Consider the following 24,438-nt stretch of genomic DNA (forward strand, 5'->3'; position numbering starts at 1 on the left):
ATCGCCCCTGCGGACCACCCGTTCGCCGCAGTGCGGGTACAGGTCCTGTGATGATCGGCCGGGCCGTCAGCCGGGGTCGGGCGGTGCGGACTCGTGGGCGGGCTCGGTGACTTCGTACTCCGGGCCGTCCTGCGGCCCCTTCTCCTCCTCGTGTTCGGGCGGCGGTCCGCCCTCGCCGGTCATCCGCGACTCCGGCGTCTCGACCGGGGTCGTCGGGTCCACCGGCGCGTGCTCGTGCTGGTCGCTCATCCTGCTCACCTCCTGGTGGCGGTCTCCTTCTCGTCCACGGGTGGCGCACGCGGCGCCGCCGGTCACCGGCCCCGGGCCCGCGCGCCGGCCGCTGCGGCGCCGAGCAGCGCCGCCCCGCCGACCGCGAGCAGGCCGTGGTGCTGGGAGGCCCACAGCTGCGCGCTGTGCTCGCGGGACTCGGCGTCGAAGCGCCCGTGCGCGCCGTGGTCGGCGGTGTCGTCGGCGGGCGCCCACAGGTTGTCCGGGTCCTGGGCGCGGCGCGGCCGCTCGTCCTGCTGGGCGTCGACCCCGTTGCGGGCGAGGTAGCGGTCGAGCAGGCCGGGGGCGACGGCGTTGGCGATCAGGGTGGCGGCGGTGCTGGCGCCCACCCAGTACTCCCGGCGCCCGGGGTGGTCGGCGGCGTACCGGACGGCGCGGGCGGCGAGTTCGGGCTGGTGGACCGGCGGGACGGGCCGGGCCCGGCCGCGCAGCCGGTTGAGCACCCAGTCGAACTGCGGCGTGTTGACGGCGGGCAGTTGCACCATCGTCACCCGGACGCCCGAGCCGCTGGCCAGCAGTTCGCAGCGCAGCGCCTCGTGCCAGCCCTGGAGGGCGTGCTTGGCGCCGCTGTAGGCGGTCTGCAGCGGGATGCCCCGGTACGCGATGGCCGAGCCGACCTGCACGACCGTGCCGTGGTCGCGCGGCAGCATCCGGCGCAGCGCGGCGCGGGTGGCGTTGACGTACCCGAGGTAGGTGACCTCGGTGACCCGCCGGAACTCCTCCGCGCTGATCTCCGTGAACGGTGCGAAGACCGAGACGAAGGCGTCGTTGACCCAGACGTCGATCGGCCCGAACTCGACCTCGGCGCGTTCGGCGGCGGCCTCGCAGGCCTCCGGGTCGGCCACGTCCGCGCGGATCGTGCGCACCGGCGAGCCGGCCGCCCGGGCCTCGGCCGCCGCCGCGTGCAGCCCGGCGGAGCCGCGGGCGATCAGCACCAGGCGGTCGCCGCCGGTGGCGAAGGCCCGGACGCAGGCCCGGCCGACGCCTGCGGTGGCGCCGGTGATGACCACGGTGCGGGGCTCGGAAGGCGTGCGGGAAGTCGTCATGGCGGGCGTCTTGCCGGGGCGCCGCGCCCGAAACGTCAGGGCTCGAACCGCCGGGGCTCGGAACCTCGGCGCCCGCGACGTCAGGACTCGCCCTCCGACGGACGACGGCCCGCCGGTGGATCCTCGGGCGGGCAGCGCCCGTTCTGCCGGCGCAGGTGCTGGGCCGGCAGCAGGAACCAGCAGAAGGCGAACCAGAGCATGACGGCCCCGGCGATCCAGGCCGAGACCGCGGAGCCGGTCGCCACGCGCAGCAGGAGCAGCAGGGCGGAGCCGATGGTCAGGGCCAGCATCACCAGGCCGGCCGCCACCAACCGTGCGGCGGCGTCGACCAGTTGGGGCTTGAAGCGGTGCCCGGCGAAGATCCGGTGATAGGCGACGGGCGCGGTGAGCGCGCCGGTCGCCAGGGCACCGAGGACGACGGTGACCACGTACAGGGCCCGGTCGAGGCCGCCGAGCTGCGTGAAACGCGGCATGAAGACCACGCTCAGCAGGAAGCCGAACAGCACCTGCGAACCGGTCTGGGCGATCCGCACCTCCTGGAGCAGGTCGGTCCAGCGGCGGTCGGCCCGTTCGTCGGCCGACTCCCGCCGTCCGGTCCGCGGCACGTGGGTGCGGGCGGTGCGTGCGGTGCTGGGTGCGGTCATGGGATCGACTCCGGGGTCCTCCGGGTTCCTCCGGGTTCCTCCGGACTCCTCGGGCCCGGCTACTGCTGCCCGGGGTGGGGCGTCGGCAGCGGTGCCGGGTCCGGGTCCGGGAAGGGCTCGGGCCCCGGGAACGGCGGAGTGGGCGGGGGTGCCGGGTCGGGGCCCGGCCGCGGCACGGGGTCGGGGTGGGGGATCGGCTCGGTGTCCGGATCCGGGGGCGAGGGGATCGTCATCGCGCTGCCTCCTCGGGAGTCGTTGCGCGAGCACGTGTACCCGGCGACCCGCCGGTGAATCGATCCGCCCGAGGCGCGGCCGGTCCGAGCCCGGCGCCCGTGCGGACGTTTCCCGATCGCCGCAGCGGAAACCCGCGCCTCGGGGGCAGAGCCCGCGTGAGGTACGCGAAGGAGGAGCACCGTGACCCCGAAGGTTTCCGACCACGTCCTGGAACGGCTGCGCGACTGGAACGTCGAGTACGTCTTCGGCTACCCGGGCGACGGCATCAACGGGCTGCTCTCGGCCTGGGGCCGGGCCGAGAACCGGCCGGTGTTCGTCCAGGCCCGGCACGAGGAGATGGCCGCGTTCGAGGCCGTCGGCTACGCGAAGTTCTCCGGCCGCACCGGCGTGTGCGTGGCGACGTCCGGGCCGGGCGCGATCCACCTGCTGAACGGCCTGTACGACGCCAAGCTCGACCACGTCCCGGTGGTCGCCCTGGTGGGGCAGACGAGCCGCAGCGCCATGGGCGGCTCCTACCAGCAGGAGGTCGACCTGCTCAGCCTGTTCAAGGACGTCGCCGCCGACTACTGCCAGATGGTGACCGTCCCCGAGCAACTGCCCAACGTGCTCGACCGGGCGGTGCGCACCGCCGCCGCCCGCCGCACGGTGACCGCCGTCATCATCCCGGCCGACGTCCAGGAGCTCGACTACAGCCCGCCGGAGCACGCCTTCAAGATGGTGCCGTCCAGCCTGGGCAACCCGCACTGGACGGTCGTGCCCGAGCAGGACGAGCTGCGCCGGGCCGCGGACGTGCTCAACGCCGGCCGCAAGGTCGCGATGCTCGTCGGCCAGGGCGCCCGCGGCGCCCGGCGGCAGGTGCAGGAGACGGCCGAACTGCTCGGCGCGGGCGTCGCGAAGGCGCTGCTCGGCAAGGACGCGCTGCCCGACGTCCTGCCGTACGTCACCGGGGCGATCGGCCTGCTGGGCACCCGCCCGTCCTACGAGCTGATGCGGGACTGCGACACCCTGCTCACCATCGGCTCCAGCTTCCCGTACTCGCAGTTCCTGCCCGAGTTCGGCAAGGCCAGGGCCGTGCAGATCGACCTCGACCCGTTCATGGTCGGGCTGCGCTACCCGTACGAGGTCAACCTGGTGGGCGACGCGGCCCGCACGCTTGACGCGCTGCTGCCGCTGCTGGTCCGCAAGGAGGACCGCGGTTGGCAGCGCACCGTGTGCGACAACACCGAGCGCTGGTGGGAGGTGATGGAGCGCCGGGCCGCGGTCGAGGCCGACCCGATCAACCCCGAGTACGCGATCCACGAGCTCGACCACCTGCTGCCCGACAACGCCATGGTCACCTCCGACTCCGGCTCCGCCGCCAACTGGTACGCCCGCCACCTGCGCTTCCACGGCAGCATGCGCGGCTCGCTGTCCGGCACGCTCGCCACCATGGGCCCCGGCGTGCCCTACGCGATCGGCGCCAAGTTCGCCCACCCGGACCGGCCGGCGATCGCCCTCGTCGGCGACGGCGCGATGCAGATGAACGGCCTCGCCGAACTGATCACGATCGCCAAGTACTGGCAGCAGTGGCAGGACCCGCGGCTGGTGGTGGCGGTGCTCAACAACCGCGACCTCAACCAGGTCACCTGGGAGATGCGGGCCATGGCGGGCGAGCCGAGCTTCCTGCCCTCCCAGCAGCTCCCCGACGTCGACTACGCGGCCTTCGCCCGCACCCTCGGCCTGGCCGCCGAGCGGGCGATCGGGCCGCAGGACGTCCCGAGCGGCTGGCAGCACGCCCTCGCCGCCGACCGCCCGTTCCTGCTGGAGCTGCGCACCGACCCGGCGGTGCCGCCCATCCCGCCGCACGCGACCTGGGACCAGATCCAGGCCGCCGCCGAGTCCGTCCTGCGCGGCGACAGCGACCGCGTCGCGATGGTCCGCCAGGGGTTCAAGGCCAAGCTGCAGGAGCTCCTGCCGACCTTCGGAGGCCGGCATGGGCGCCGTTGACCTCGCCCTGCGCAACGTGCGCACCGGACGCTTCCAGCGCTCGCTCGCCCTGGCCACCGCCGCCGGCTCGGTCGTCACGGCCGCCGAGATCTACCTGGAGCACGACCGGGCCGGCTTCGGCAACCGCGTCATGTGGTGGCCGGTGTGGCTCGGGCCGGTCGGCGCGGTGGCCGGCGTGGCCGGCGCGCTCGACCCGCGGGCCGCGCACACGCTGCTCCCCGTCGCCTCCGCCGCGATCACCGTCAACGGCATCCAGGGCACCTGGCTGCACGTGCGGGGCATCGCCGAGAAGCCGGGCGGCTGGGCGATGGCCCGCTACAACGTCGAGATGGGCCCGCCGCTGTTCGCGCCGCTGCTGATGAGCCTGGTCGGAGGGATGGGACTGGTCGCCGCCGTACTGCGCCGGGAGTCACGCGATGCCTGAGCCGCGCTTCCCCGGCTTCGACGTACTCGCCCAGGCCCGGTACTGGGACCGCGAGACGGCGGCCGTGGTGTACGCCCGCACCGGGCCGCAGCCGCCCCTGCGGTTCTTCACGCCCGCCGAGGAGGCCACCGCCCGCGCCCTGCTCGACCAGCTGCTCGACCACCCCGAACCACCGCTGCTGCGGATGATCGACGCCCGCCTCGCCGAGCTGGAGACCGACGGCTGGCACTACGCCGACATGCCGCCGGACGACCAGGCCTGGCGCCGCTCCCTGCACGCCCTGGACGAGGACGCGGACGGCTCGTTCGCCGCGCTCACCGAGGCGCAGCAGCGCGCCCTGATCGGCCGCGTCGGCGCACTGGACGGCGAACGCTGGCACGGCCTGCCCGCCCGGCACGTCTGGAGCCTGTGGACCAGGTACGCCTGCACCGCCTACTACTCCCACCCCACCGCCTGGAACGAGATCGGCTTCGGCGGCCCCGCCCACCCCCGCGGCTACCTGCGCCTGGGCGTCGGAAAGCGCGAGCCCTGGGAGGTCGCCGACGCCCACTCCCACCCGCCCCGCCCGCCCGACCACCAGCCGGTGCGCCCGGCGCCGCCCGCCACCGACCCCGGCCGCCACTCCCGGCTGCGCGCCGCCGCCGAGACCGTACGGGCCAACGCCGCCGCCGAGCGCGAAGTCCGGCGCACCAACGCCTCCGCCTGGCTGCTGCCCCGCGACGGGCGCGGCTTCGACCACACGCTGCTGCGCGACATGCGGCGCTACGACGACACGGACGAGGTGGACCTGCTGATCGTCGGCTGCGGCGCCGGCGGCGCCACCCTGGCCCAGCGGATGGCCCGCCGGGGCTGGCGCGTCGTCGTGCTGGAGGCCGGGCCGTTCTGGGACCCGCTCACCGACTGGGTCAGCGACGAGGCCGGCTCGCACCACCTGTACTGGACCGAGCCCCGGGTCATCTCCGGCACCGACCCCGTCCCGCTCGGCTCCAACAACTCCGGCCGGGGCGTGGGCGGTTCGATGGTCCACTTCGCCGGCTACGCACCCCGCTTCCACCCCTCCGACTTCCGCACCCACACCCTCGACGGCGTCGGCGCCGACTGGCCGATCGGCTACGCCGACCTGCGCGACTCCTACCGCCGCCTGGAGTACGAACTCCCGGTCGCCGGCCAGTACTGGCCCTGGGGCGAACCGCACCCCTACCCGCACCCGCCGCACCCGGTCGGCGGCAACGGCGAGGTCTTCCTGCGCGGCGCCGCCGCCCTCGGCATCCAGGCCCGGGTCGGCCCCGTCGCCATCACCAACGGCCGCTTCGGCCGCCGCCCGCACTGCGTCTACCGGGGCTTCTGCCTCCAGGGCTGCAAGGTCAACGCCAAGGCCTCCCCGTTGATCACCCACGTCCCCGACGCCCTCGCCCACGGCGCCGAGATCCGCGCCGACTGCATGGCCGCCGCCGTCGAACTCGACCACGACGGCCTCGCCCGCGGCGTCCGCTACTTCCACCACGGCCGCGAACACCTCCAGCGGGCCCGCACGGTGGCCGTCGCCGGCTACGCCATCGAAACCCCGCGCCTGCTCCTCAACTCCGCCTGCCCGCGCTTCCCCGAGGGCCTGGGCAACGACCACGACCTCGTCGGACGCTACGTCATGGTGCAGGGCGCCCCGCAGACCTCCGGCCGTTTCGAGGAGGAGATCCGCGCCCACAAGGCCCCGCCGCCCGAGGTCTCCACCGAGCAGTACTACGAGACCGGCGCCGACCGGCCCTACCGGCGCGGCTTCACCATCCAGAACATCTCCCCGCTGCCCATCACCTGGGCCGAACACGTCGTCGCCCAGGGCCACTGGGGCGCCGACCTGCGCACCTACCTCTCCGACTACGTCCACTGGGCCACCCTCGGCGCGATGGCCGAACTGCTGCCCCAGGCGGACAACCGGGTCACCCTCGCCGCCGAGACCGACCGGCACGGCCTGCCCGTCGCCGAGTTCGCCTTCTCCCAGTGCGACAACGACCGGATGCTGATCCGCGCCGCCCGCACCGTCATGGAGGACATCCTGCGCGCCGCCGGCGCGAGCGAGGTCATCACCATCGACCGCTACGCCCACCTCGTCGGCGGCTGCCGGATGGCCGACCGCCCCACCGCCGGCGTGGTCGACCACCGGCTGCGCTCCTTCGCCGTGCCCAACCTGCTCATCACCGACGGCAGCGTCCTGCCGACCCAGGGCAGCGCCAACCCCGCGCTCACCATCATGGCCCTGGTCGACCGCGCGGCCGGTCTGCTCGCCGCGGGCGAGCGCTGCGGACTGCGGGCACCGGGATGAACGAGATCGAGCGGATCGGCGTCCGCGTCTACACCGTCCCCACCGACGCCCCGGAGGCGGACGGCACGATCGCCTGGGACCACACCACGCTCGTCCTCGCGGAGGCCGGCAGCGGCCCCCGCACCGGCATCGGCTGGACGTACGGCGCGCCCGCCACCGCCGCCGTCATCCGCGACGAACTCGCCCCGCTGCTCACCGGCCGGGACCCGCACGACACCAGCGGTGCCCACGAGGCCATGAACCGGGCCGTCCGCAACACCGGCCGCCCCGGCCTGGTCGCCGGCGCGATCTCGGCCGTCGACCTCGCCCTGTGGGACCTGCGCGGCCACCTGCTCGACCTGCCGCTCGCCCGGCTCCTCGGCGCGGCCGCCCGGCCCGTCCGCGTCTACGGCAGCGGCGGCTTCACCACCTACTCCGCCGCGCAGCAGGAACGGCAACTGCGCGGCTGGGCCGTCGACCAGGGCATCCCCCGCGTCAAGATCAAGATCGCCGAGTCCTGGGGCACCCGCGAGCACCGCGACCTCGAACGCGTCCGGGCCGCCCGCGCCACCATCGGCGACCGCACCGAGCTCTACACCGACGCCAACGGCGGCTACCACCGCAAACAGGCCGTCCGCGTCGGCGACGCCCTGGCCGGCGAGGGCGTCACCTGGTTCGAGGAACCCGTCTCCTCCGACGACCTCACCGGCCTGCGCACCGTCCGCGACGCCGTCACCCCCGACGTCACCGCGGGCGAGTACGGCTACGACCTCGCCTACTTCGCCCGCATGATCCCCGCCGTCGACTGCCTCCAGGCCGACGCCACCCGCTGCGGCGGCCTCACCGCCTGGCTGCGCGCCGCCGCCCTCGCCGAAGCCCACGGCCTCGACATCTCCGCCCACTGCGCCCCCCACCTGCACGCCCACGCCGCCGCGGCCGTCCCCAACTGCCGCCACCTGGAGTGGTTTCACGACCACGTCCGGATCGAGCGGCTGCTCTTCGACGGCGCCCTCGACCCTGCCGGCGGCACCGTCACCCCCGGCGCGGACGGCGCCCCCGGCCACGGGCTGCGGCTCGTACCCGCCCGGGCCGCCCCGTACCGCACCGCCTGAGCCCAGGAAGGACGAACCATGAAGACCGCAGCGGCACTCTTCGACGTCGACGGCACCCTGCTCGACACCACCTACCTGCACGCCCTCAGCTGGTGGGAGGCGCTGCGCCAGTACGACCGGACGGTGCCCGCGGCCCGCGTCCACCGGGCCATCGGGATGGGCGGGGACCAACTGCTCGACCACCTCCTCGGGGAGCACCGGGACCACGCCGACGACGAGGCGATCACCGCCGCCCACGACGCCCTCTACGCCAGCCACTGGCCGGCCCTCACCCCGCTGCCCGGCGCCGCGGACCTCCTGCGCGCCTGCGCCGCGCGCGGCTGGCGGATCGTCCTGGCCAGCTCCGCCTCCGCGCGCGAACTCGCCGTGCTGCGCCGCGCCCTGGACGCCGACGACGTCATCGAGGCGGCCACCTCCGCCGACGACGTGGCCGCGACCAAACCCGCGCCGGACCTCGTCCACGCGGCGCTGGAACTCGCGGGCGCCGAGCCGGCGGACGCGGTGTTCGTCGGCGACACCGTGTGGGACGTCGCCGCCGCGGGCCGGGCCGGGGTGCCGTGCGTCGCCGTCGAGAGCGGCGGCTTCTCCGCCCAGGAGCTCCTCGGCTGCGGCGCCGCCGAGGTCCACCGCGACACCGCCGAACTGCTGGCCGACCTGGACGCTGGACTGCTGGCCCGGCTCCCGGCCTGACGGCCGTCCCGGCCTGGTCGCCCCGGGTCAGCGGTCGGAGGCGAGGGTGACGGCGGCCTCCAGCAGCAGGGCGTGCACGAAGGACTGCGGCAGGTTCCCGCGAAGTTGGCGCTGGGCGACGTCGAACTCCTCCGCGTAGAGGCCGGCCGGGCCGCAGGCCGCCCGGTTGCGTTCGAACCAGCGCACCGCCTCGACCTCGTCGTGCTGCTGGTGCTCGGCGAGGGCCATGACGAAGCCGCACAGCAGGAACGCACCCTCGGCGTCCTCCAACGGCCGCCGGTCGTGGCGGAAGCGGTACAGGTAGTGGTCCCGGCCGAGGTTCCGCCGGACGGCCCGCAGGGTCGCGGTGGTGCGGGGATCGCCGGCCGGCAGGGCGCCGCGCAGGGCCGGCAGCAGCAGGGCCGCGTCCACGCCCGCCCGGCCGGGCGAGCGCTGCCAGCGGCCGGACGGGTGCAGGCAGTCGGCGCACGCCTCGGCGACGATCAGGTCCGCCAGGGCCTCCCAGTGGGCCGCGCGTGCGCGGCCGGTGCCGGGGGCGGCGGCGATCGCGCGCAGGCCGGCCGCGCAGATCAGCCGGCTGTGCGCCCAGCGGTCGGCGTCCAGCTCCCAGATGCCCGCGTCCGGCTCCCGGTGCCGCGCGGCGATCGCGTCGGCGGCGGTGAGCGCGGCGAGCCGGCCGTCCACGTCCAGCCGGTCGCGGCGGGCGGCGGCCGCGAGCAGGAGCAGGCTCTCGCCGAAGACGTCGAGCTGGAACTGCCGGTTGACGTGGTTGCCGACCACGTCGAAGCCGCCCGGGTAGCCGGGCAGGTCCAGGGTGCGCTGGTCCGGGACGGCCGACCCGGTGACGGTGTAGGCGGGCGCCATCCCGGCGCCGTCCTCCAGCAGGCGGGCGGTGACGAACCGGACGGAGCCGTCCAGCAGCTCGTGCGCACCCGCGGCCGCGGCGGCCTGGCCGATGTACGCCTGGTCGCGGATCCACACGTACCGGTAGTCGTAGTTGCGCCCCTGCTCGGCCCGCTCGGGCAGGCTCGTCGTGGCGGCGGCCACCGTGCCCCCGCCGGGGCCGGTGAGGCCGGCCAGGACGGCGTGGGCGTGACGGGCGTCCCGCTGCCCCATGGCACCGACCGGGTCGGGCACGCAGTCCGCCCACCCGGCCTCGGTCGAGCGCCACAGGGCGTCGGCCGGCTCCGGCTTGGGAAGGGGCCGGTCGGAGAGCTCCAGGACGAGGTCGCGCCGGCCCCCGGCCTCCAGCAGCACCGTGGCGCGCAGCGCCGCGCCGTCCGGCCGGGCGTCCGGGGCACCGGTCAGGCGTACGTGCAGGCCGCCGGTGCGGCCCGTCCAGGTGCCCCGCTCGTCGCGGTGCAGCTCGCGCAGGGGGTGCGCGCCGAAGCCGGCCGCCGGGCGCAGGTGGACCTCCACCCGGGCGTCCCCGTGGACGGCCTCGATCCGGCGCAGCAGCACGGCGCGGTGCCGCTCGCCCGGGTGGGCGAGGGCCTCGCGGCACTCGACGATCCCGCCCGTGGTGGTCCAGCGGCTGCGCCAGACCAGGCTGCCCGGCTCGTAGTAGCCGCCCCAGACGAAGGGGGCGGCCGGGGTGACGGCGTACCAGCCGGTGCCGCCGATCAGTGCGGCGAACACGGCGTCGTCGTGCCAGGCCGGGGCGCACATCCAGACGATGTCGCCGCGGGGCCCGAGGAGGGCGCCGCGGTGGCCGTCGGCGAGCAGGGCGTAGTCGCGCAGCGCGTGTGGGGCCGGCGCGGTGGCGTCGGGCGTGCTCAACTGCCCACCTCCCGTGGTGAGTCGGCCGACACCCGGTCACTCCAGCCGAGGCAGGACCTGCTCGCGGTAGAAGTCGAAGAACCCCTCCTGCTCCTGGCCGATCTGGCCGACGTACACCTCGTCGAACCCGGCGTCGACGTAGCCGCGCAGCCGGTCGGCGTGCTCCCGCGGATCGTCGCCGCAGGTGACGGAGCGGGCCACCATCTCTTCGGTGACCAGTTCGGTGGCCTGCTCGAAGTGCCGCGGCGTGGGCAGGACCTGGGCGAGCTCGCCGGGCAGCAGTTCGCTGGGCCAGAGCCGGTGGACGGTCTTGACCGCCCGGTCCCGGTCCTCCGACCAGCACACCTTCACGCCGCCGAGCACCGGTCCGGTGCCGCCGGCGGCCCGGTAGCGGCCGATGAGTTCGGTGTCCGGGCTCATCGTGACCAGCCCGTCCGCGAACCCGGCCGCCGCCTCGGCGGCCTTGGCGCCGAACGCCGAGACGTGGACCGGCAGTCGCCCGTCCTTCGGTGGCGTGTAGAGCCGGGCGTTCTCGACGGTGTAGTGCGTGCCCTGGTGGCTGACCAGCCCACCGGTGAACAGCTCGCGCATCACCGCGACGGCCTCCTCCAGCATCTCCGCCCGCACCGCGAACGGCGGCCACCGGTCGCCCAGCACGTGCTCGTTCAGCGCCTCGCCGGTTCCGACCCCGAGCCGCAGACCGCCCTCCAGCTGCACGTCGGCGGTCGCCGCCGCCTGGGCGACGACGGCGGGATGGATCCGGACGGTCGGGCAGGTCACCAGCGTCGTCACCGGCAGCCGGACGACCTGCGAGAGCGCGCCGATCACGCCCCAGACGAACGGGCTGCTGCCCTGGGCGTCGTTCCACGGGTGGTAGTGGTCGGAGATCGCCAGCCGGGTGAAGCCGGCCCGCTCCGCCCACCGGGCCTGCTCGACCAGCTGGGCGGGGGTGAACTCCTCGCAGGACAGGAAGTAGCCGAACGCCGTCATGGCAGCCTCGCTTCGTCGGTTCGTGGGTTCGTCGCTTCGTGGGTTCGTCGCTTCGCGGGTGTCCTTCGTCGGAGCGGCTTACCGGGCCGGGCGCGGTGAAACCTCGCCGCCGTTTGCCGGGCCCGGCACCGGGTAGCCGGTCCGGTCCCCGAAGCACCGACCACGGAGGTGACCCCCATGGACGCGCGCGAAAGCGGCGGTCCGGCCGGAGCCGTCCGCACACCCGACCGGCCCGAGGTCGGCGGACCGGCATGCTCCTGCCAGACGGGCGCACCGGACGACGAGAGCAGGGAGCAGGGCGATGCGGAGACCTACGCCGTCCTCGGCGAGGACTGAGCAGGTGGCTTCGGTCGCCTCCGGGGCGTCCGTACGGCTTTCGCGCGCCGCCCGGCGGCCGGCCCACCACCGCCCCGGCCGCCGCAGACCGGCGGTCGGGCACAGTGCCCGCTACCCGGCGCAGGCCTGGAACGCGCTCTGAGCTCTGAGGAGGACGGACGATGGACGACACACCCCAGGGCGGCGCCGGCGGCGTGCCGCCGCGCCCCGAGGGCGCGGAGCACCCGAAGCGGCCCGAGGACCCCGAGGGCACCGTCAAGACGGTCCGGGCGGGCAGGGCCGTGGCACAGCAGCGGGCCGAGCACCGGACCGAGCCCGCCGAGTCCGCCGAGTCCGCCGAACGAGACGGGCCCGACGAGAGCGCCGGGACACCGCCGTCACGATGACCACACCGGCACACCGCCCTCCGCAGCCGCCATCGGCGCTGCGGAGGGCGGGCCGGTGCGCGCGTGCGGTCCGGCCGTCAATGGGTAGGCGCGACCACGACGGGAGGTGCCAAGTGCCGACATGTGACGAGAAGACGCTGGGCGGAGTCCTGGCGCGGACCCTCGCCCGTTCCCGGGCCGGCGGACCGGGCGTCCTGCCCGGCACGGTCCAGGACGCGGCCCGGGAACTGGGCGGGGCCGGCGCACGGGTCTTCCTGGCCGACGTCCAGCAACGGCACCTCGTGCCGCTGCCGGAGGACGGCCACGACCCGGGGGAGCGCCAAGACATCGAGACCACGCTCGCCGGCCGCGCCTACCGGCTGCGGCGCACCCAGACCTCGGCCGGGCCGCCCCCGGTCGGCTGGTTCCCGCTCGTCGACGGGATCGAGCGGATCGGCGTGCTGCGCGTGGAGACCCGGGAGCCGGAACCCGACGCCGCCGGCTGCTGGGAGGCCCTGGCAGGCCTCGTGGCCCTGCTCGTGGTCTCCGCGTCCACGTACAGCGACGTCATCGTCCGCATGGCGCGCGACCGGCCGATGAGCCTGCAGTCCGAACTGCTGTGGGCCTTCCTGCCGCCGCGCACCATCGGCACCCGCGACGTCACCTCCAGCGCGGTCCTCGAACCCGCCTACGAGGTCGGCGGCGACGCCTTCGACCACTCCGTGGCGGGCGGGCGCCTCCACCTGTCCGTGTTCGACGCCATGGGCCACGACCTCGCCTCCGGCGGGGCCAGCTCGGTCGCGCTCGCCGCCTGCCGCAGCACCCGCCGGGCCGGCGGCGGCCTGGCGGACATCGTGCAGGCCATCGACCGCACCCTGGGCCGCTGGATCCCCGACCGGCTGCTCACCGCCGTCGTGGCGGACCTGGACACGGCCACCGGCGAACTCTCCTGGGTCAACTGCGGCCACCCGACACCGCTGCTCATCCGCGGCCGGCACGTCCTCCCCGACGCCCTGCGGCGGCGTGCCGAACTCCCGCTCGGCCTCGGCTTCCACGACCACGGCCCGCAACCCGTGCACCACCTCAGGCTCCAGCCCGGCGACCGGGTCCTGGTCTACACCGACGGCGTCACCGACGCCCGCTCACCCGGCGGGGAGACCTTCGGCGAGGAGCGCCTGACCGACACCCTCGTCCGGCACACGGCGAGCGGCGAACCCGCCCCCGAGGCCCTGCGCCACCTGATCCACGCGCTGCTCGCCCACCAGGACCACCGCCTGCGCGACGACGCCACGATCGCCCTCGTCGCCTGGCACCCGGAGGGCCGGGGCGGGTGAGCGGCCCCGGGTCCGGGTCCTGAAGTGGTTCAGGGCCCGGAGCCGTTCGCCGGGCCCTCCCGGCCGAGGAGCCCCAGCGCGTCCAGGAGCAGCCGGCAGTCCTCGGCGCCGCGGGCGCGGGCCGCCACCGCCCGCCGCGCCAGGGCCCGCACCTCGGGCGGCCCCGGTTCCTGGGGAAGCCCGAACACCTCGGCCATGGTCTCCAGTTCACGGTTCGCGTGCGTCGACATCGACCGGCCCACCTCCTGCCCTCGACGGAGCCGACCTTCCAGGCTACTCCCGGCCCCGCGAAGGCCCGCCGGCATCCGGCCGACCGTGCGGAGAGGCCCCGAGGACCCAGGCCCTCTCTTTTGGATCTTTGCCGGGTCCGCGACGCTCCCCCAGCCTTCGGCCGGGAGGTACCCCCAGGGCACAAGCGCACCTCGCCGCGTTGTCGTCGGTCGCCAATGGCCCCCAGCCTTCGGCCGGGAGGTGCCCCCACCGCAGTGGCTCCCTCCTCCGCCTTGCGATGCACGCACCCCAACGCCGCGGCCTGATCCGACAAGACCCAAAAGAGAGGGCCTAACCTGGAGGAGGGGCCACACACGGCGAGGACGATCCGGATGATGGACTTCCCGGAGGTCAACGGCTGGACGGTCGTGCCGCTCTTCGGCGACCTCGACGACTTCGCGGCTCCCGAACTGCGGAAGCTGTTCGACGTGCTGATCGACGGCGGCGAGCCCCGGCTCGTCGTGGACCTGACCGCAGTCGGCTTCGTCGACTCCACCGGCCTCAACGCGCTGCTCGGCGCCGCCCGCCGGGTGCGGGACGCGCACGGCGCCCTCCGGCTGGCGGGCGCGGCGCCGCGGGTGCGGGACGTCGTGGAACTGAGCGGGGTGACGGCGGTGCTGCCGCTCTACCCGGACGTGGCGGCAGCCTGTGCCTGAGCAGCGGACCCCCGGAGGAGCCGCCCGCCCCGACGACACGACCGTCCTGCTGGCAGCGGTCGACCGGCTGCGCGCCGAGGCGGAGGGGCTGCGCCGGGCGATGCGCACCCGGGGCGTCATCGAGCAGGCCAAGGGGATGCTCACCGAACGGCTCGGCTGCACCCCGGACCAGGCCTTCGGCCACCTGGTCCGGCTCTCCCAGGACTCCAACCGCAGGGTCGCGGACATCGCCGCCGGGCTGGTCGGCCTCGCCGCGCCGATCGGGGACCTCGCCGAGGACGCGTCGCTCCAGGACGCCATCGACGAGTTCGTCCGCCCCGCCCCGCAGCCGCCCGGCGCCGCCCGCCGGGCACCGGTGCCCGGCCTGGCCGCCCGCTACCACCTGGCCGTCTCCGCCCTGGCCGGCGCGGAGACGCCCGACGACCTGGCGCGGCTGCTGCACGAGGTGGCGGTGGCGCCGCTCGGCGTCGTCGCCGTCGTGCTCGGCCTGCTGGAGCCGGACGGCGCCCTCGCGCTGCTCGGCAGCCACGGCGTGGAGCCGAGCCGGGTCAGCCGGTGGCGGCGCATCCCGCCGGAGACCGGGGTCCCGCTGGCCGCCGCCGCGCACGGCGGCGGCATGGTCTGGGAGTTCGACGCGGACGACGCCGGCGGCCGCCCGCCCGAGACCGGCCGGATCGTCCCCGGCCGGACGGCCTGCGCGGTGCCGCTGCGCAACGGCGACCGGGTCGTCGGGGCGATGAGCCTCGGCTGGGACGGCCCGCCCGCGCGGGCCCGCGCGGCCACCCGGTACCTCGACGCGCTGTCCGGGCTGGTGGCGGGGCACCTGCTGCGCGTCGCCGCGGCGGACGGCGGCGAGCCGGGACTGGTGGTCCCGGGCGGCGAGTACTGGTTCCGCGGCGTGCTGGACGCGATGTTCGAACCCGTCCTCGTGCTGTCCGTGGTCCGCGAGGGCGGCAGCCGGGGAGCGGTCACCGATCTGCGCGTCCGGTACGCCAACGCCGGAACGGGCACCGCCCCGGTGCTCGGGCGGCGCCTCAGCGAGATCCTCCCCGGGCTCGTCGCGACCGGCGCCTTCGCCCGGATCCTCGACGCCGCCGAGACCGGTGCCCGCTACGAGGGCCGGGTCGACGACTTCACCGGGGCGGACGCCGCCACCGGCACCGGAGCGGCCCTCACCCTGCGGGCGGTGCCGTTCCTGGACGGCCTGCTGCTCACCTGGCGCGCGCCCGGCGGCCCCGAGCCCGCGGCCGGGCTCGGCGACACCCAGCGGCTGGCCGGCGTCGGCAGCTTCACCTGGTCGCCCGGCTCACCGGGCCTGCAACTGTCGGGGGAGGCGCGGCGGTTGATGGGCCTCGACCCCGGGCGGACGGGCCCGGCCGGCGTGGTCGAGGCGCTGGCGCGCGTGCGGCCGCAGGACCGCGCGACCGTCCGCGAGTTCGCCGGACTCCTGCTCGGCGGGCGGCGACCGGGCGCCGTGGACGTCGGGGTCGGGGCGGGCGGGCGCGTCCTGCGGATCAGCGGGGAGGCCGTCGCCGATCCCGTCACCGGCCGGGTGCGGGACGTCCGGGGCGTCCTCCAGGACGTGACCGAGCGGCACCGCACCGAGCAGGTCCTGGCCGGGGTCCGGACCCGGCTGGCCGAGCAGCAGCGCCGGGCCGCCGCCGAACACCGGATGACCCGCGCCCTGCAGAACGCGCTGATGGCCGCCCCCGACGAGCCGCAGCCCCCGCCCGCCGGCGTCGACCACGCGGCCCGCTACCTGCCCGCCGGGGACCACCGCCGGGTCGGCGGCGACTGGTACGAGCTCACGGCGCTGCCGGACGGCGCGGTCCTGCTCGCGGTCGGCGACGTCAGCGGGCACGGCCTGCCGGCCGCCGTCGCCATGTCCGAACTGCGGTACGCCCTGCGCGGACTGTGCGGCACCGGCGACGGCCCGGGCGCCGGGCTCACCCGGCTGAACTCCCTGCTCTGCCGGACCGGGAGCCGCCGGATCGCCAGCGTGCTGTGCGGCCTGCTCGACCCGGCCGCCCGGACGCTCACCTGGAGCGCGGCCGGCCACGCGCCCCCGGCCGTGGTCCGGAACGCCGCCGCCGCCCTGGCGGACGGGCCCACCGGCACCGTCCTCGGCGCCCTGCCGGAGAGCCGCTACCGCGACACCGTCCAGCCGCTGCGGCCCGGCGACACCGTCCTGCTCTGGACCGACGGCCTGCTCAACCGGCGCGACGGCGGCACCGGCCGCCCCGACCGCCTCCTGAGCGCCGCCGAGGAGTACACCGCACCCGGCCTCGCCGACCTGCTCGACCACATCGCCGACCGCCTCGGCGGCCCCAACCCCGCCGACGACAGCTGCCTGCTCGCCGTCCGCCTCCGCCCCGCGCGGTAGCCGGCGCCGGTCCGCGCGTTAGGGCCCGTCCGGACGGGGAACCCGCAGCGGCGGACCGGGGGACGGGCGTGCGAGGAGGCAGGACACGATGGACGGGTGGCAACGGCGGACCACGGCCGCGATCGCGCGGGAAGCCCGGCGCGACCGCGCGCTCGACGTGCTGGTGAGCGCGTTCGCGTTCGGGCTGCGCAGTCGGGCCTGGGAGCTCATGCGGGGCGTGCGGCCCCGGACGGCACTCGTCCTCGTGCTGCTGTCCCTGGCCCTGCTGGTGGCCGGCCTGCGGAGCGCCCCGGCGGCCGTCGTCTGGGTGTTCGCCGGCCTCTGGACCCTGGCGCTCGCGATCGCCTTCGCGGTGCTGTGCGCGTGCGCCGACGACCACGGGCCCGGACGGTGACCGCCGGACAGTGACCGGAGGGCGGGGCATGTTCGGCGGGCGGGCGGGGTGACGGCCGGTCAGCCGGCTTCGGGCAGCCGGGCCTCCAGGTGCCCGGAGAGGATCCGGGTCTCGAACACCGGCTGCGGCGCGGTGGCCGGGCCGTGCACGACCTCGCCGTCGCGCAGGCGGAACTCGCTGCCGTGCCACGGGCAGCGCAGGCAGCCGTCGACGACCGTGCCGTCGGCGAGCGGGCCGGAGAGGTGGGCGCAGCGTTCCGCCAGCACGTGGCAGCGCTCGCCCTCGCGGACGACGACCACGGGGATCCCGCCCGCCGTCCTGCGCACGGGTTCGCCCGGCGGGAATTCGTCGACGGCTCCGAGGCCGACCCAGTCGGCGGGCGCGAGCCGGGGGACGGCGGCGGCCCGGTTGGGGCCGGCGGCCTGCTCGTAGGCCAGGTGCCCGCCGAGCGTGCCGCCGACCGACACCGCGGTCAGGCCGGCCAGCGCCAGCAGCCGGCCGCGGGCGCGGCGGCCCCGGCAGCGGGCCAGCACCGAGCCCGTGTACAGCAGCACGCCGGCGGTGTTGGCGAGCGCGTGCACCAGCCCGGTGCGCCGGCGGGGCGGGTCGAGCCGGGCCCAGTCCACCCAGCCGGCCAGCGCGGTCGGCCCGGCCGTCAGCAGCCCGGTCGTCACCAGGGCGTCGGCCTCGTGCCGGGCGCCCGGCACCCAGTCGAGCAGCGCGGCCGACGTCCAGCAGCCGATCGGCAGTTGGACCAGGACGGGGTGCAGCGGGTGACCGAGCCACACGCCGTGCAGGGCGTCGCGGTACGGCCCGAGGGGGAGGGCTTCCACCGCGTCGGCGAGCGGCCCGGCGGGGAGGTCGAGCGCCTCCCAGTGGGCGGGTGCGTCGAGCGCGGCGCGGAGCAGACGGGACCAGCGGCGGCTGTGCAGCGCCGGAGCGGTGTGGGTGGCCGAGGCTTTCACAGGAGCGTCCATGCCCAGCGGCTTGCCGGACGGCGCGCCGTCAAACCCCGCACGGCGCGGTGCGTGTGCCGGGTGCCGCCCCGGGTACACGCGCGTCGAGGCACGAAACCCGGAGCCGCCTCGGGCACCTATACTGCGGTGATCACGTCGCGGCGCGAGCCGCTGTGGCGACGCACGAGAGCCCCGACCGCGACGACCGTCGCACACCCTCCCGGGGTGCGGCGGGCCGACGACAGATGAACGAGGCACGGACATGGCCGATCTGACGCGGATCGCGCAGATCATGGCCGAGGCCGTCAACGGCCCGGGCCGACCCGCCCTTCCCGAACGGCTCTGCACGGCCTGCGTCGAGGCCCTGGCGGTGGAAGCCGCCTCGATCACCCTGATGGCCGACACCGGCCACCGGGCCGGGGTGTGGGCCAGCGACCGCAGGGCCCGGCGCATGGAGGAACGGCAGTTCAGCCTCGGCGAGGGCCCGGGCGTGGACGCCTTCCGGGGCCGGAGCCCGGTGGCGGTCGCCGACCTGCTGGCGCCGGACGAGGTGCGCTGGCCGGTCCTGGTGGCCGCGCTCGCCCCGGCGGACTCCGGCCACCCGGACCCCGACCACCCGGACCCCGACGACGTGGAAGCCGACCACCAGGGGCTGCGCAGCGTCTACGCCTCACCGCTCCACCTGGGCTCCGCCAGCATCGGCGTGCTGAGCCTGTACCGCTCGGCCCCGGGCGTTCCCGGCGCCGAGGAGGCCGCCGACATCCAGGTCGCCGCGACCAGCGTGACCCTCGCGATCGTCGGCTCCTTCATGACGCCGTCCGGCGAGGTCCCCGTCCAGCCGTGGCTCGACGACCCGCCGGTGAACGGCGTGGAGGTGGACCAGGCGGTGGGCATGGTCATGGTGCAGCTGGGGGTGTCCGCCGGGGAGGCCCTCGACCGGCTGCGCGCGCACGCCTTCGCCCACGACCGCGAGATCGACGAGGTGGCGCACGAGGTCGTGCTGCGGCAACTGCGGTTCACGGAGGAGGACCGATGACGGATGACCGACGGCCGGGCGGGGGCGTAGCCTGGCCCCGAAGGCAAGTGGAGGCGGTCATGACGCGCGAGGCCCGCGTGAACGAAGCGTTCGCCGGGCTCACCGGTACGTTGGTCGGTCCCGGCTACGACACCGTCGAGTTCCTGCACCGGCTGACCGAGGTCTGCACGGCCCTCAGCGGCACGGCCGGCACCGGTCTGGTCGTCGCGGACCGCCGCGGCGAACTCCGCGACATCGCCTACTCCAACGACCGGGTCCGCCGCCTGGAGGCGCTGCAGATCGCCGTGGGCGAGGGGCCCTGCCTGGACTGCCACCGCACCGGCCGCGAGGTCGTCGAACGGGATCTCGACGGCGCCCGGGCCCGCTGGCCCCGGTTCGCGCAGCAGGCCGTCGAGCTCGGCTTCCGCTCGGTCCGCGCGGTGCCGCTGCGCCTGGACGGCCGGGTCATGGGCGCGCTCAACGTCTTCGACGTCCGCACCGGGGTCGAGCCCGGTCAGGACGGGCTCGACATCGTCCAGCCGCTCGCCGACCTGGCCGTGATCGCCCTGCTCCAGCAGCGGTACGGGCGGGAGCAGACCGCGGCCGAGGAGATCGGCTCCGCGCTGGCGGACCGCACCGCCGTCGAGCGGGCGAAGGGCGTCCTCGCCGAGGCCGGCGGCCTGGACATGGACACCGCCTTCGAGGTGCTGCGCAGCCACGCCCGCCGCAGCGGCAGGGGAGTGGCCGACTCGGCCCGCGATCTGGTCGGGGGCGCCGTGGACCCGGCCACGGTGCTGGCCGGCGACTGACGCCCGGCGGCCGTACGGGGTTGGCCCCGGACCGACCGGGTAGGCGCGCCGCATGGAGGACATCGGCCCCCCGCCGGACGACCGGTGCGGCGGCATCCCCGAGCTCGACCTGTGCGACCTCTGCGGCCAGGCCGTCGACGGCGACGACCTGCTCAGCGCGCTCGTGCCGGACTCGTCCGCCCTGCACGTCAGCGACCCGGCCCTGGACGGCAAACGGGTGCTGACCGCCTGCGGCCTCGACCACCTGGCCGAGCTGATCGAGCAGTACCGCCACCGCCCCTTCGTCCCGGAGGAGCAGTGGGCCGGCAAGGTCTGCCGGACCCTCGCCGAGTACGACGACGAACCCGTCCCGCTCACCGAGGTCGCCGAACTCAGCGGCCTGTCCGTGCAGCAGGCCGAGCAGGGCGTGGAGTGGCACAACGCGAGGGCCCGCGAGTGGCGGGCGCGGTACGGGGAGCCGGGGGACGACTGACGGCGGGGTCCGGACCGGTAGTCCGAGGTCCGTCGGAAGGGCGTCGGCGTCACCTGCGAGGTGGCCGGTCGGCGGGTCCGCAGCGTGGCACGCCCGGCCGGTCGCCGGCCGCCGCTAGGGTCGCCGGTGGCGTGCGAAGGCCGCCCGTTCCGCCGCGGAGGCTCCATGACCGCTTCGACCACCGCCGCGCGCCGCACCCGGGCCCGGCTCCACCAGGGCAGCACCGTGCTGCGCTGGCTGTTCACCACCGACCACAAGGTCATCGGGAACCTCTACCTGGCGACGGCCTTCGGCTTCTTCCTGGTCGGCGGCGTGCTGGCACTGCTGATGCGGGCTCAACTGATGGGGCCCGACACCGGACTCCTGTCGCACGAGCAGTACAACCAGATGTTCACGATGCACGGCACGATCATGCTGCTGCTGTTCGCGACCCCGACGTTCGCCGGCTTCGCCAACGCGATCATGCCGCTGCAGATCGGGGCGCCCGACGTCGCGTTCCCCCGGCTGAACGCCTTCACCTACTGGGCGTTCCTGCTGGGCGGGCTGCTCGTCCTGAGCGGTTTCCTCACCTCGACCGGGGCGCCCGCGTTCGGCTGGTTCGCCTACGCGCCGCTGAACGGGCCGGTGTTCTCGCCCGGCGCGGGCGGCGACCTGTGGGCGCTGGGCCTGGTCGTGGCGGGCCTCGGCACGATCCTCGGCTCGGTCAACTTCGTCACCACGATCACCTGTCTGCGGGCGCCCGGCATGACCCTGTTCCGGATGCCGGTCTTCACCTGGAACGTGCTGTTCACGTCGATCATGGTGCTGCTCGCCTTCCCGGTGCTGACGGCGGCCCTGCTGCTGCTGGAGGCGGACCGGAAGTTCGGCGCGCACGTCTTCGACCCGGCCAACGGCGGCGCGCTGCTGTGGCAGCACCTGTTCTGGTTCTTCGGCCACCCGGAGGTCTACATCGTCGCGGTGCCGTTCTTCGGCATCGTCAGCGAGATCATCCCGGTCTTCAGCCGCAAGCCGCTGTTCGGCTACTACGGGATGATCGGCGCGACCATCGCCATCACCTCGCTGTCCATGTCGGTGTGGGCGCACCACATGTTCGCCACCGGCCAGGTGCTGCTGCCGTTCTTCTCCATGATGTCGTTCCTCATCGCGGTGCCGACCGGCGTGAAGTTCTTCAACTGGGTCGGGACGATGTGGAACGGCTCGCTGTCCTTCGAGACCCCGATGCTCTGGTCGATGGGGTTCCTGGTGACCTTCCTGTTCGGAGGGCTGAGCGGGGTGCTGCTGGCCGCGCCGCCGATCGACTTCCACGTCACCGACAGCTACTTCGTCGTGGCGCACCTGCACTACGTCCTGTTCGGCACCGTCGTGTTCGCGACCTTCGGGGGCTTCTACTTCTGGTGGCCGAAGCTGACCGGGAAGATGCTCGGCGAACGGATCGGGAAGCTGCACTTCTGGCTGGTGTTCACCGGCTTCCAGGTCACCTTCCTGGTCATGCACTGGCTGGGCGCCCAGGGCATGCCGCGCCGCTACGCGACGTACCTGGACGTGGACGGCTTCACCGCGCTCAACGTGCTCGCCTCGTGCGGGGCGTTCGTGCTCGGGATCTCCAACCTGCCGTTCTTCTACAACGTCTGGGTCACCACCCGGCACGGCCGCACGGTCGACCGGGACGATCCGTGGGGCTGGGGCCGGTCGCTGGAGTGGGCGACGTCCTGCCCGCCGCCCGAGCACAACTTCCACGTGCTGCCGCGCATCCGCTCCGAATCGCCGGCCTTCGACCTGCACCATCCGGAGGTCCCGTCCGAGGAGGACGGCGACGAGGAGCGACGGGGGAGCCTGCGGTGAAGGCCGAGGGATGGCTGTTCTCGATCATGGCGGCGTTCTTCGCCGTGACCGGACTCGTCTACGGGCTGTGGGCCCGGGAGCCCGCCGGAAAGGCGATCCTGGCGGTGGGGTTCCTGATGTCGGCGCTGATCGCCCTCTTCTGGTTCGTCCAGCACCGGCGCCGGGGCCACGGCCGGCCGCAGGACCGCAAGGACGCCGAGATCGCCGAGACGGCGGGGCCGATCGGCTTCTTCCCGGCCCGCAGCGGCTACCCGGTGCTCACGGCGGTGGGCGTGACGATCTTCGCCCTCGGGGTGGTGTTCGCCCGGTGGCTGGTCGTCGTCGGCGCGCTGGTGGTCGCGCTGGCCGTGTTCGGGTTCATCTTCCAGTTCCGCGACGACGACGGCGGGTGACCGCGCGCAGCAGCCGGCGCAGCGGGCCGGCCGCGGCGGGCCGGGGCGTGCGGTCGGCCGGGACGCTGGGGTGCTGCGGGGCGGTGAGGACGGCCGCGACCCGCTCCGACTCGCGTTCGGAGGCCGGCAGCTCGACCCGGTCGCGGTAGAACCAGGCGCTCGCGGCGGCTCGCGCCCGCTCGCGGCGCGGCGCCCCCGCCGGGGCCGGCGGCGGCACCGGGGCGTCGCGCACCAGCAGGACCTCCCGCTCGGCGGGCCGCACCCGGCGGCGGCGGCCCTCGAAGCCGCCGTCGAGGGACTGGTCGATCCGGCCGGTCGCGTCGCCGTGCAGGAGCCGGGAGCGGTCGTGGGCCTGGAGGGCCAGGCAGAGCCGCCGGGTGAGCAGGAACGCCAGGGGCGGCAGGACGATCAGGGCCGCGCGCAGCACGTCGGTCAGCGCGTTGACGGAGATCCCGAACGCGAACGCGATCACGTCGTTGCCGCCCGCCACCAGCAGGACGGCGTAGCACGTCACCCCGGCGACCCCCAGCGCGGTGCGGGTGGGCTTGTTGCGCGGCCGGTCGCACAGGTGGTGCTCGCCCGGTTCGGGGTCGAGCCACCGCTCGGCGAAGGGGTAGGCGTACAGCACCGCGAACATGAGCCCGGGCAGCACCACGGCCGGCAGGAGGACGTTCCACGACAGGGTGTGCCCGAGCGCCCGGGTCTCCACCGCGGGCATCAGCCGCAGCGCACCCTCGATGAAGCCGATGTACCAGTCGGGCTGCGCGCCGGCCCCGGCGACGTCGGGCCGGTAGGCGCCGTAGCGCCAGATCGGGTTCATCTCCGCGAGGAAGGCCGACACGGTCATGACGCCGCCCACCGCGAACAGCAGGCCCACGCTGCGGGTCATGAACTGCGGGAAGAAGGGCATGCCGACCACGTTCCGGTTGGTGCGCCCGGGCCCGGCCCACTGCGTGTGCTTCAGCACCACGACGAGCGTCAGGTGCGCCCCGACCAGGGCGACCAGCAGGCCGGGCACCAACAGGACGTGCACGGTGAACAGCCGCGGGATGACGTCGTGCCCCGGGAAGTCGCCGCCGAAGACTAAGAAGGTGAGGTAGCTGCCGACCAGCGGCAGCGACAGCAGGACGCCCTCGGCGATCCGCAGCCCGGTGCCCGAGAGCGTGTCGTCCGGCAGCGAGTAGCCGGAGAACCCCTCCAGCAGCGCGAGGCTGAACAGCGTCACCCCGATGACCCAGTTGAGTTCCCGCGGGCGGCGGAAGGCGCCGGTGAAGAACACCCGCAGCAGGTGCACGCCGATCGCCGAGGCGAACAGCAGCGCCGACCAGTGGTGGACCTGCCGGATCAGCAGACCGCCGCGGACGTCGAAGCTGATCCGCAGCGTCGAGGCGTAGGCCTCGGACACCCGCACCCCGCGCAGCGGCAGGTACGAGCCGTCGTAGACGAGCTCGCCCATGCTCGGCCGGAAGTAGAACGTCAGGTAGACGCCGGTCACCAGCAGGACGACGAAGCCGTACAGCGCCAGCTCGCCGAGCAGGAAGGACCAGTGGTCGGGGAAGGCCTTGCGCAGCAAGGCCCGGCCGCCCTCCATGAGCGGCAGGCGCTTGTCGACGGCGACGGCGGCACGTACCCCTGCCGGGGGCCGGCTCGCGGCCTCGGGTGACTCGGTGGGCTCCACCCGGGCAACCTATGCGAGGCCCCGCGCGCGAAGGACGGCCGAGCGCG

Annotated in this window: 25 protein-coding genes; 17 read left to right on the forward strand and 8 right to left on the reverse strand. The window is 75.2% G+C overall.

The features are described 5' to 3' along the window. Positions 1–66 precede the first annotated feature (66 nt). The 3 genes from AB2U05_RS34690 to AB2U05_RS34700 form a co-directional block, all read right to left on the reverse strand. The gene (locus tag AB2U05_RS34690) at positions 67–249 is read right to left on the reverse strand and encodes a hypothetical protein (RefSeq protein ID WP_369185454.1); all 183 of its coding nucleotides are present in this window, start codon (positions 247–249) and stop codon (positions 67–69) included. A 62-nt stretch (positions 250–311) separates the two neighbouring features. Continuing rightward, entirely contained in the window at positions 312–1,334 is a 1,023-nt protein-coding gene (locus tag AB2U05_RS34695) for an SDR family oxidoreductase (protein WP_369185455.1), read from the reverse strand. A gap of 80 nt (positions 1,335–1,414) precedes the next feature. After that, positions 1,415–1,978, reverse strand: coding sequence for a DUF6328 family protein (locus tag AB2U05_RS34700; RefSeq protein WP_369185456.1), 564 nt, complete (start codon positions 1,976–1,978; stop codon positions 1,415–1,417). A 414-nt stretch (positions 1,979–2,392) separates the two neighbouring features. Here AB2U05_RS34700 and AB2U05_RS34705 point away from each other — a divergent pair, with 414 nt between their 5' ends. The 5 genes from AB2U05_RS34705 to AB2U05_RS34725 are packed head-to-tail and all read left to right on the forward strand — an operon-like array spanning position 2,393 to position 8,720. Continuing rightward, a complete protein-coding gene (locus tag AB2U05_RS34705) occupies positions 2,393–4,198 on the forward strand; it encodes a thiamine pyrophosphate-requiring protein (RefSeq protein ID WP_369185457.1) in 1,806 nt (601 codons plus the stop codon). After that, complete coding sequence (locus AB2U05_RS34710; protein ID WP_045695157.1) at positions 4,185–4,622, forward strand: hypothetical protein; 438 nt, start codon at positions 4,185–4,187, stop codon at positions 4,620–4,622. The genes AB2U05_RS34705 and AB2U05_RS34710 overlap by 14 nt, the downstream gene beginning before the upstream one ends. Continuing rightward, the gene (locus tag AB2U05_RS34715) at positions 4,615–6,939 is read left to right on the forward strand and encodes a GMC family oxidoreductase (protein ID WP_369185458.1); all 2,325 of its coding nucleotides are present in this window, start codon (positions 4,615–4,617) and stop codon (positions 6,937–6,939) included. The genes AB2U05_RS34710 and AB2U05_RS34715 overlap by 8 nt, the downstream gene beginning before the upstream one ends. Then, the gene (locus AB2U05_RS34720) at positions 6,936–8,030 is read left to right on the forward strand and encodes an enolase C-terminal domain-like protein (protein WP_369185459.1); all 1,095 of its coding nucleotides are present in this window, start codon (positions 6,936–6,938) and stop codon (positions 8,028–8,030) included. The genes AB2U05_RS34715 and AB2U05_RS34720 overlap by 4 nt, the downstream gene beginning before the upstream one ends. 18 nt (positions 8,031–8,048) lie before the next feature. Beyond that, positions 8,049–8,720: an HAD family hydrolase gene (locus tag AB2U05_RS34725; protein ID WP_369185460.1), complete on the forward strand. Its 672-nt coding sequence runs from the start codon at positions 8,049–8,051 to the stop codon at positions 8,718–8,720. 27 nt (positions 8,721–8,747) lie between these two features. Here AB2U05_RS34725 and AB2U05_RS34730 read toward each other — a convergent pair whose 3' ends face one another. After that, entirely contained in the window at positions 8,748–10,499 is a 1,752-nt protein-coding gene (locus tag AB2U05_RS34730) for a glycoside hydrolase family 15 protein (protein ID WP_369185461.1), read from the reverse strand. A 36-nt stretch (positions 10,500–10,535) separates the two neighbouring features. After that, positions 10,536–11,489 (reverse strand): TIGR03557 family F420-dependent LLM class oxidoreductase, encoded by a 954-nt coding sequence (locus AB2U05_RS34735; protein WP_369185462.1) that lies wholly within the window; start codon positions 11,487–11,489, stop codon positions 10,536–10,538. Between the two features lie 177 nt (positions 11,490–11,666). Between AB2U05_RS34735 and AB2U05_RS34740 the strand changes: the two genes are divergently transcribed. The 4 genes from AB2U05_RS34740 (at position 11,667) to AB2U05_RS34755 (ending at position 13,524) form a co-directional block, all read left to right on the forward strand. Continuing rightward, positions 11,667–11,825: a hypothetical protein gene (locus AB2U05_RS34740; protein ID WP_157882298.1), complete on the forward strand. Its 159-nt coding sequence runs from the start codon at positions 11,667–11,669 to the stop codon at positions 11,823–11,825. 4 nt (positions 11,826–11,829) lie between these two features. Next, entirely contained in the window at positions 11,830–11,967 is a 138-nt protein-coding gene (locus AB2U05_RS34745; protein WP_369185463.1) for a hypothetical protein, read from the forward strand. Positions 11,968–11,986: 19 nt separating this feature from the next. Then, complete coding sequence (locus AB2U05_RS34750; RefSeq protein ID WP_369185464.1) at positions 11,987–12,211, forward strand: hypothetical protein; 225 nt, start codon at positions 11,987–11,989, stop codon at positions 12,209–12,211. Between the two features lie 113 nt (positions 12,212–12,324). Continuing rightward, positions 12,325–13,524, forward strand: a complete 1,200-nt coding sequence (locus AB2U05_RS34755; protein ID WP_369185465.1) for a PP2C family protein-serine/threonine phosphatase — start codon at positions 12,325–12,327, stop codon at positions 13,522–13,524. A gap of 29 nt (positions 13,525–13,553) precedes the next feature. Here the strand turns inward: AB2U05_RS34755 and AB2U05_RS34760 are convergent, their stop codons facing one another. Then, positions 13,554–13,754: a hypothetical protein gene (locus AB2U05_RS34760; protein WP_369185466.1), complete on the reverse strand. Its 201-nt coding sequence runs from the start codon at positions 13,752–13,754 to the stop codon at positions 13,554–13,556. 372 nt (positions 13,755–14,126) lie between these two features. Here AB2U05_RS34760 and AB2U05_RS34765 point away from each other — a divergent pair, with 372 nt between their 5' ends. From AB2U05_RS34765 to AB2U05_RS34775, 3 genes are all read left to right on the forward strand, one after another. After that, a complete protein-coding gene (locus tag AB2U05_RS34765; protein ID WP_369185467.1) occupies positions 14,127–14,450 on the forward strand; it encodes an STAS domain-containing protein in 324 nt (107 codons plus the stop codon). Then, positions 14,443–16,833 carry a SpoIIE family protein phosphatase gene (locus AB2U05_RS34770; RefSeq protein WP_369185468.1) on the forward strand — a complete coding sequence of 797 codons (2,391 nt, stop codon included), beginning with the start codon at positions 14,443–14,445 and terminating at the stop codon, positions 16,831–16,833. The genes AB2U05_RS34765 and AB2U05_RS34770 overlap by 8 nt, the downstream gene beginning before the upstream one ends. An 88-nt stretch (positions 16,834–16,921) precedes the next feature. Continuing rightward, positions 16,922–17,227, forward strand: coding sequence for a hypothetical protein (locus tag AB2U05_RS34775; RefSeq protein ID WP_369185469.1), 306 nt, complete (start codon positions 16,922–16,924; stop codon positions 17,225–17,227). Between the two features lie 59 nt (positions 17,228–17,286). On the opposite strand, the gene AB2U05_RS34780 is transcribed toward AB2U05_RS34775, so the two are convergent. After that, positions 17,287–18,204 (reverse strand): Rieske (2Fe-2S) protein, encoded by a 918-nt coding sequence (locus AB2U05_RS34780; RefSeq protein WP_078859556.1) that lies wholly within the window; start codon positions 18,202–18,204, stop codon positions 17,287–17,289. Between the two features lie 241 nt (positions 18,205–18,445). Here AB2U05_RS34780 and AB2U05_RS34785 point away from each other — a divergent pair, with 241 nt between their 5' ends. The 5 genes from AB2U05_RS34785 (at position 18,446) to AB2U05_RS34805 (ending at position 22,713) form a co-directional block, all read left to right on the forward strand. Then, positions 18,446–19,219, forward strand: a complete 774-nt coding sequence (locus AB2U05_RS34785) for an ANTAR domain-containing protein (RefSeq protein ID WP_369185470.1) — start codon at positions 18,446–18,448, stop codon at positions 19,217–19,219. Positions 19,220–19,278: 59 nt separating this feature from the next. Then, positions 19,279–20,007, forward strand: coding sequence for a GAF and ANTAR domain-containing protein (locus AB2U05_RS34790; RefSeq protein ID WP_369185471.1), 729 nt, complete (start codon positions 19,279–19,281; stop codon positions 20,005–20,007). Positions 20,008–20,059: 52 nt separating this feature from the next. After that, complete coding sequence (locus tag AB2U05_RS34795) at positions 20,060–20,479, forward strand: hypothetical protein (RefSeq protein ID WP_045692451.1); 420 nt, start codon at positions 20,060–20,062, stop codon at positions 20,477–20,479. Positions 20,480–20,644: 165 nt separating this feature from the next. After that, entirely contained in the window at positions 20,645–22,321 is a 1,677-nt protein-coding gene (gene ctaD / locus AB2U05_RS34800) for a cytochrome c oxidase subunit I (protein WP_045692452.1), read from the forward strand. Beyond that, positions 22,318–22,713 (forward strand): cytochrome c oxidase subunit 4, encoded by a 396-nt coding sequence (locus AB2U05_RS34805; RefSeq protein ID WP_369185472.1) that lies wholly within the window; start codon positions 22,318–22,320, stop codon positions 22,711–22,713. The genes ctaD and AB2U05_RS34805 overlap by 4 nt, the downstream gene beginning before the upstream one ends. Here AB2U05_RS34805 and AB2U05_RS34810 read toward each other — a convergent pair. Beyond that, the gene (locus tag AB2U05_RS34810) at positions 22,679–24,304 is read right to left on the reverse strand and encodes a cytochrome bc complex cytochrome b subunit (protein ID WP_369186046.1); all 1,626 of its coding nucleotides are present in this window, start codon (positions 24,302–24,304) and stop codon (positions 22,679–22,681) included. The genes AB2U05_RS34805 and AB2U05_RS34810 overlap by 35 nt on opposite strands. Positions 24,305–24,438 lie beyond the last annotated feature (134 nt).

Origin of the sequence: Streptomyces sp. Y1, assembly GCF_041053115.1 — a bacterium.
Taxonomy (GTDB): domain Bacteria; phylum Actinomycetota; class Actinomycetes; order Streptomycetales; family Streptomycetaceae; genus Kitasatospora; species Kitasatospora rubellomurina.

Excerpts from the sequence above, each read along its gene's own strand:
- AB2U05_RS34690 (WP_369185454.1), bottom strand. The coding sequence starts at position 249 with ATGAGCGACCAGCACGAGCACGCGCCGGTGGACCCGACGACCCCGGTC.
- AB2U05_RS34695 (WP_369185455.1), bottom strand. The coding sequence starts at position 1,334 with ATGACGACTTCCCGCACGCCTTCCGAGCCCCGCACCGTGGTCATCACC.
- AB2U05_RS34700 (WP_369185456.1), bottom strand. The coding sequence starts at position 1,978 with ATGACCGCACCCAGCACCGCACGCACCGCCCGCACCCACGTGCCGCGG.
- AB2U05_RS34710 (WP_045695157.1), top strand. The coding sequence starts at position 4,185 with ATGGGCGCCGTTGACCTCGCCCTGCGCAACGTGCGCACCGGACGCTTC.
- AB2U05_RS34715 (WP_369185458.1), top strand. The coding sequence starts at position 4,615 with ATGCCTGAGCCGCGCTTCCCCGGCTTCGACGTACTCGCCCAGGCCCGG.
- AB2U05_RS34720 (WP_369185459.1), top strand. The coding sequence starts at position 6,936 with ATGAACGAGATCGAGCGGATCGGCGTCCGCGTCTACACCGTCCCCACC.
- AB2U05_RS34725 (WP_369185460.1), top strand. The coding sequence starts at position 8,049 with ATGAAGACCGCAGCGGCACTCTTCGACGTCGACGGCACCCTGCTCGAC.
- AB2U05_RS34735 (WP_369185462.1), bottom strand. The coding sequence starts at position 11,489 with ATGACGGCGTTCGGCTACTTCCTGTCCTGCGAGGAGTTCACCCCCGCC.
- AB2U05_RS34740 (WP_157882298.1), top strand. The coding sequence starts at position 11,667 with ATGGACGCGCGCGAAAGCGGCGGTCCGGCCGGAGCCGTCCGCACACCC.
- AB2U05_RS34750 (WP_369185464.1), top strand. The coding sequence starts at position 11,987 with ATGGACGACACACCCCAGGGCGGCGCCGGCGGCGTGCCGCCGCGCCCC.
- AB2U05_RS34760 (WP_369185466.1), bottom strand. The coding sequence starts at position 13,754 with ATGTCGACGCACGCGAACCGTGAACTGGAGACCATGGCCGAGGTGTTC.
- AB2U05_RS34765 (WP_369185467.1), top strand. The coding sequence starts at position 14,127 with ATGATGGACTTCCCGGAGGTCAACGGCTGGACGGTCGTGCCGCTCTTC.
- AB2U05_RS34775 (WP_369185469.1), top strand. The coding sequence starts at position 16,922 with ATGGACGGGTGGCAACGGCGGACCACGGCCGCGATCGCGCGGGAAGCC.
- AB2U05_RS34780 (WP_078859556.1), bottom strand. The coding sequence starts at position 18,204 with ATGGACGCTCCTGTGAAAGCCTCGGCCACCCACACCGCTCCGGCGCTG.
- AB2U05_RS34785 (WP_369185470.1), top strand. The coding sequence starts at position 18,446 with ATGGCCGATCTGACGCGGATCGCGCAGATCATGGCCGAGGCCGTCAAC.
- AB2U05_RS34790 (WP_369185471.1), top strand. The coding sequence starts at position 19,279 with ATGACGCGCGAGGCCCGCGTGAACGAAGCGTTCGCCGGGCTCACCGGT.
- AB2U05_RS34795 (WP_045692451.1), top strand. The coding sequence starts at position 20,060 with ATGGAGGACATCGGCCCCCCGCCGGACGACCGGTGCGGCGGCATCCCC.
- ctaD (WP_045692452.1), top strand. The coding sequence starts at position 20,645 with ATGACCGCTTCGACCACCGCCGCGCGCCGCACCCGGGCCCGGCTCCAC.
- AB2U05_RS34810 (WP_369186046.1), bottom strand. The coding sequence starts at position 24,304 with ATGGAGGGCGGCCGGGCCTTGCTGCGCAAGGCCTTCCCCGACCACTGG.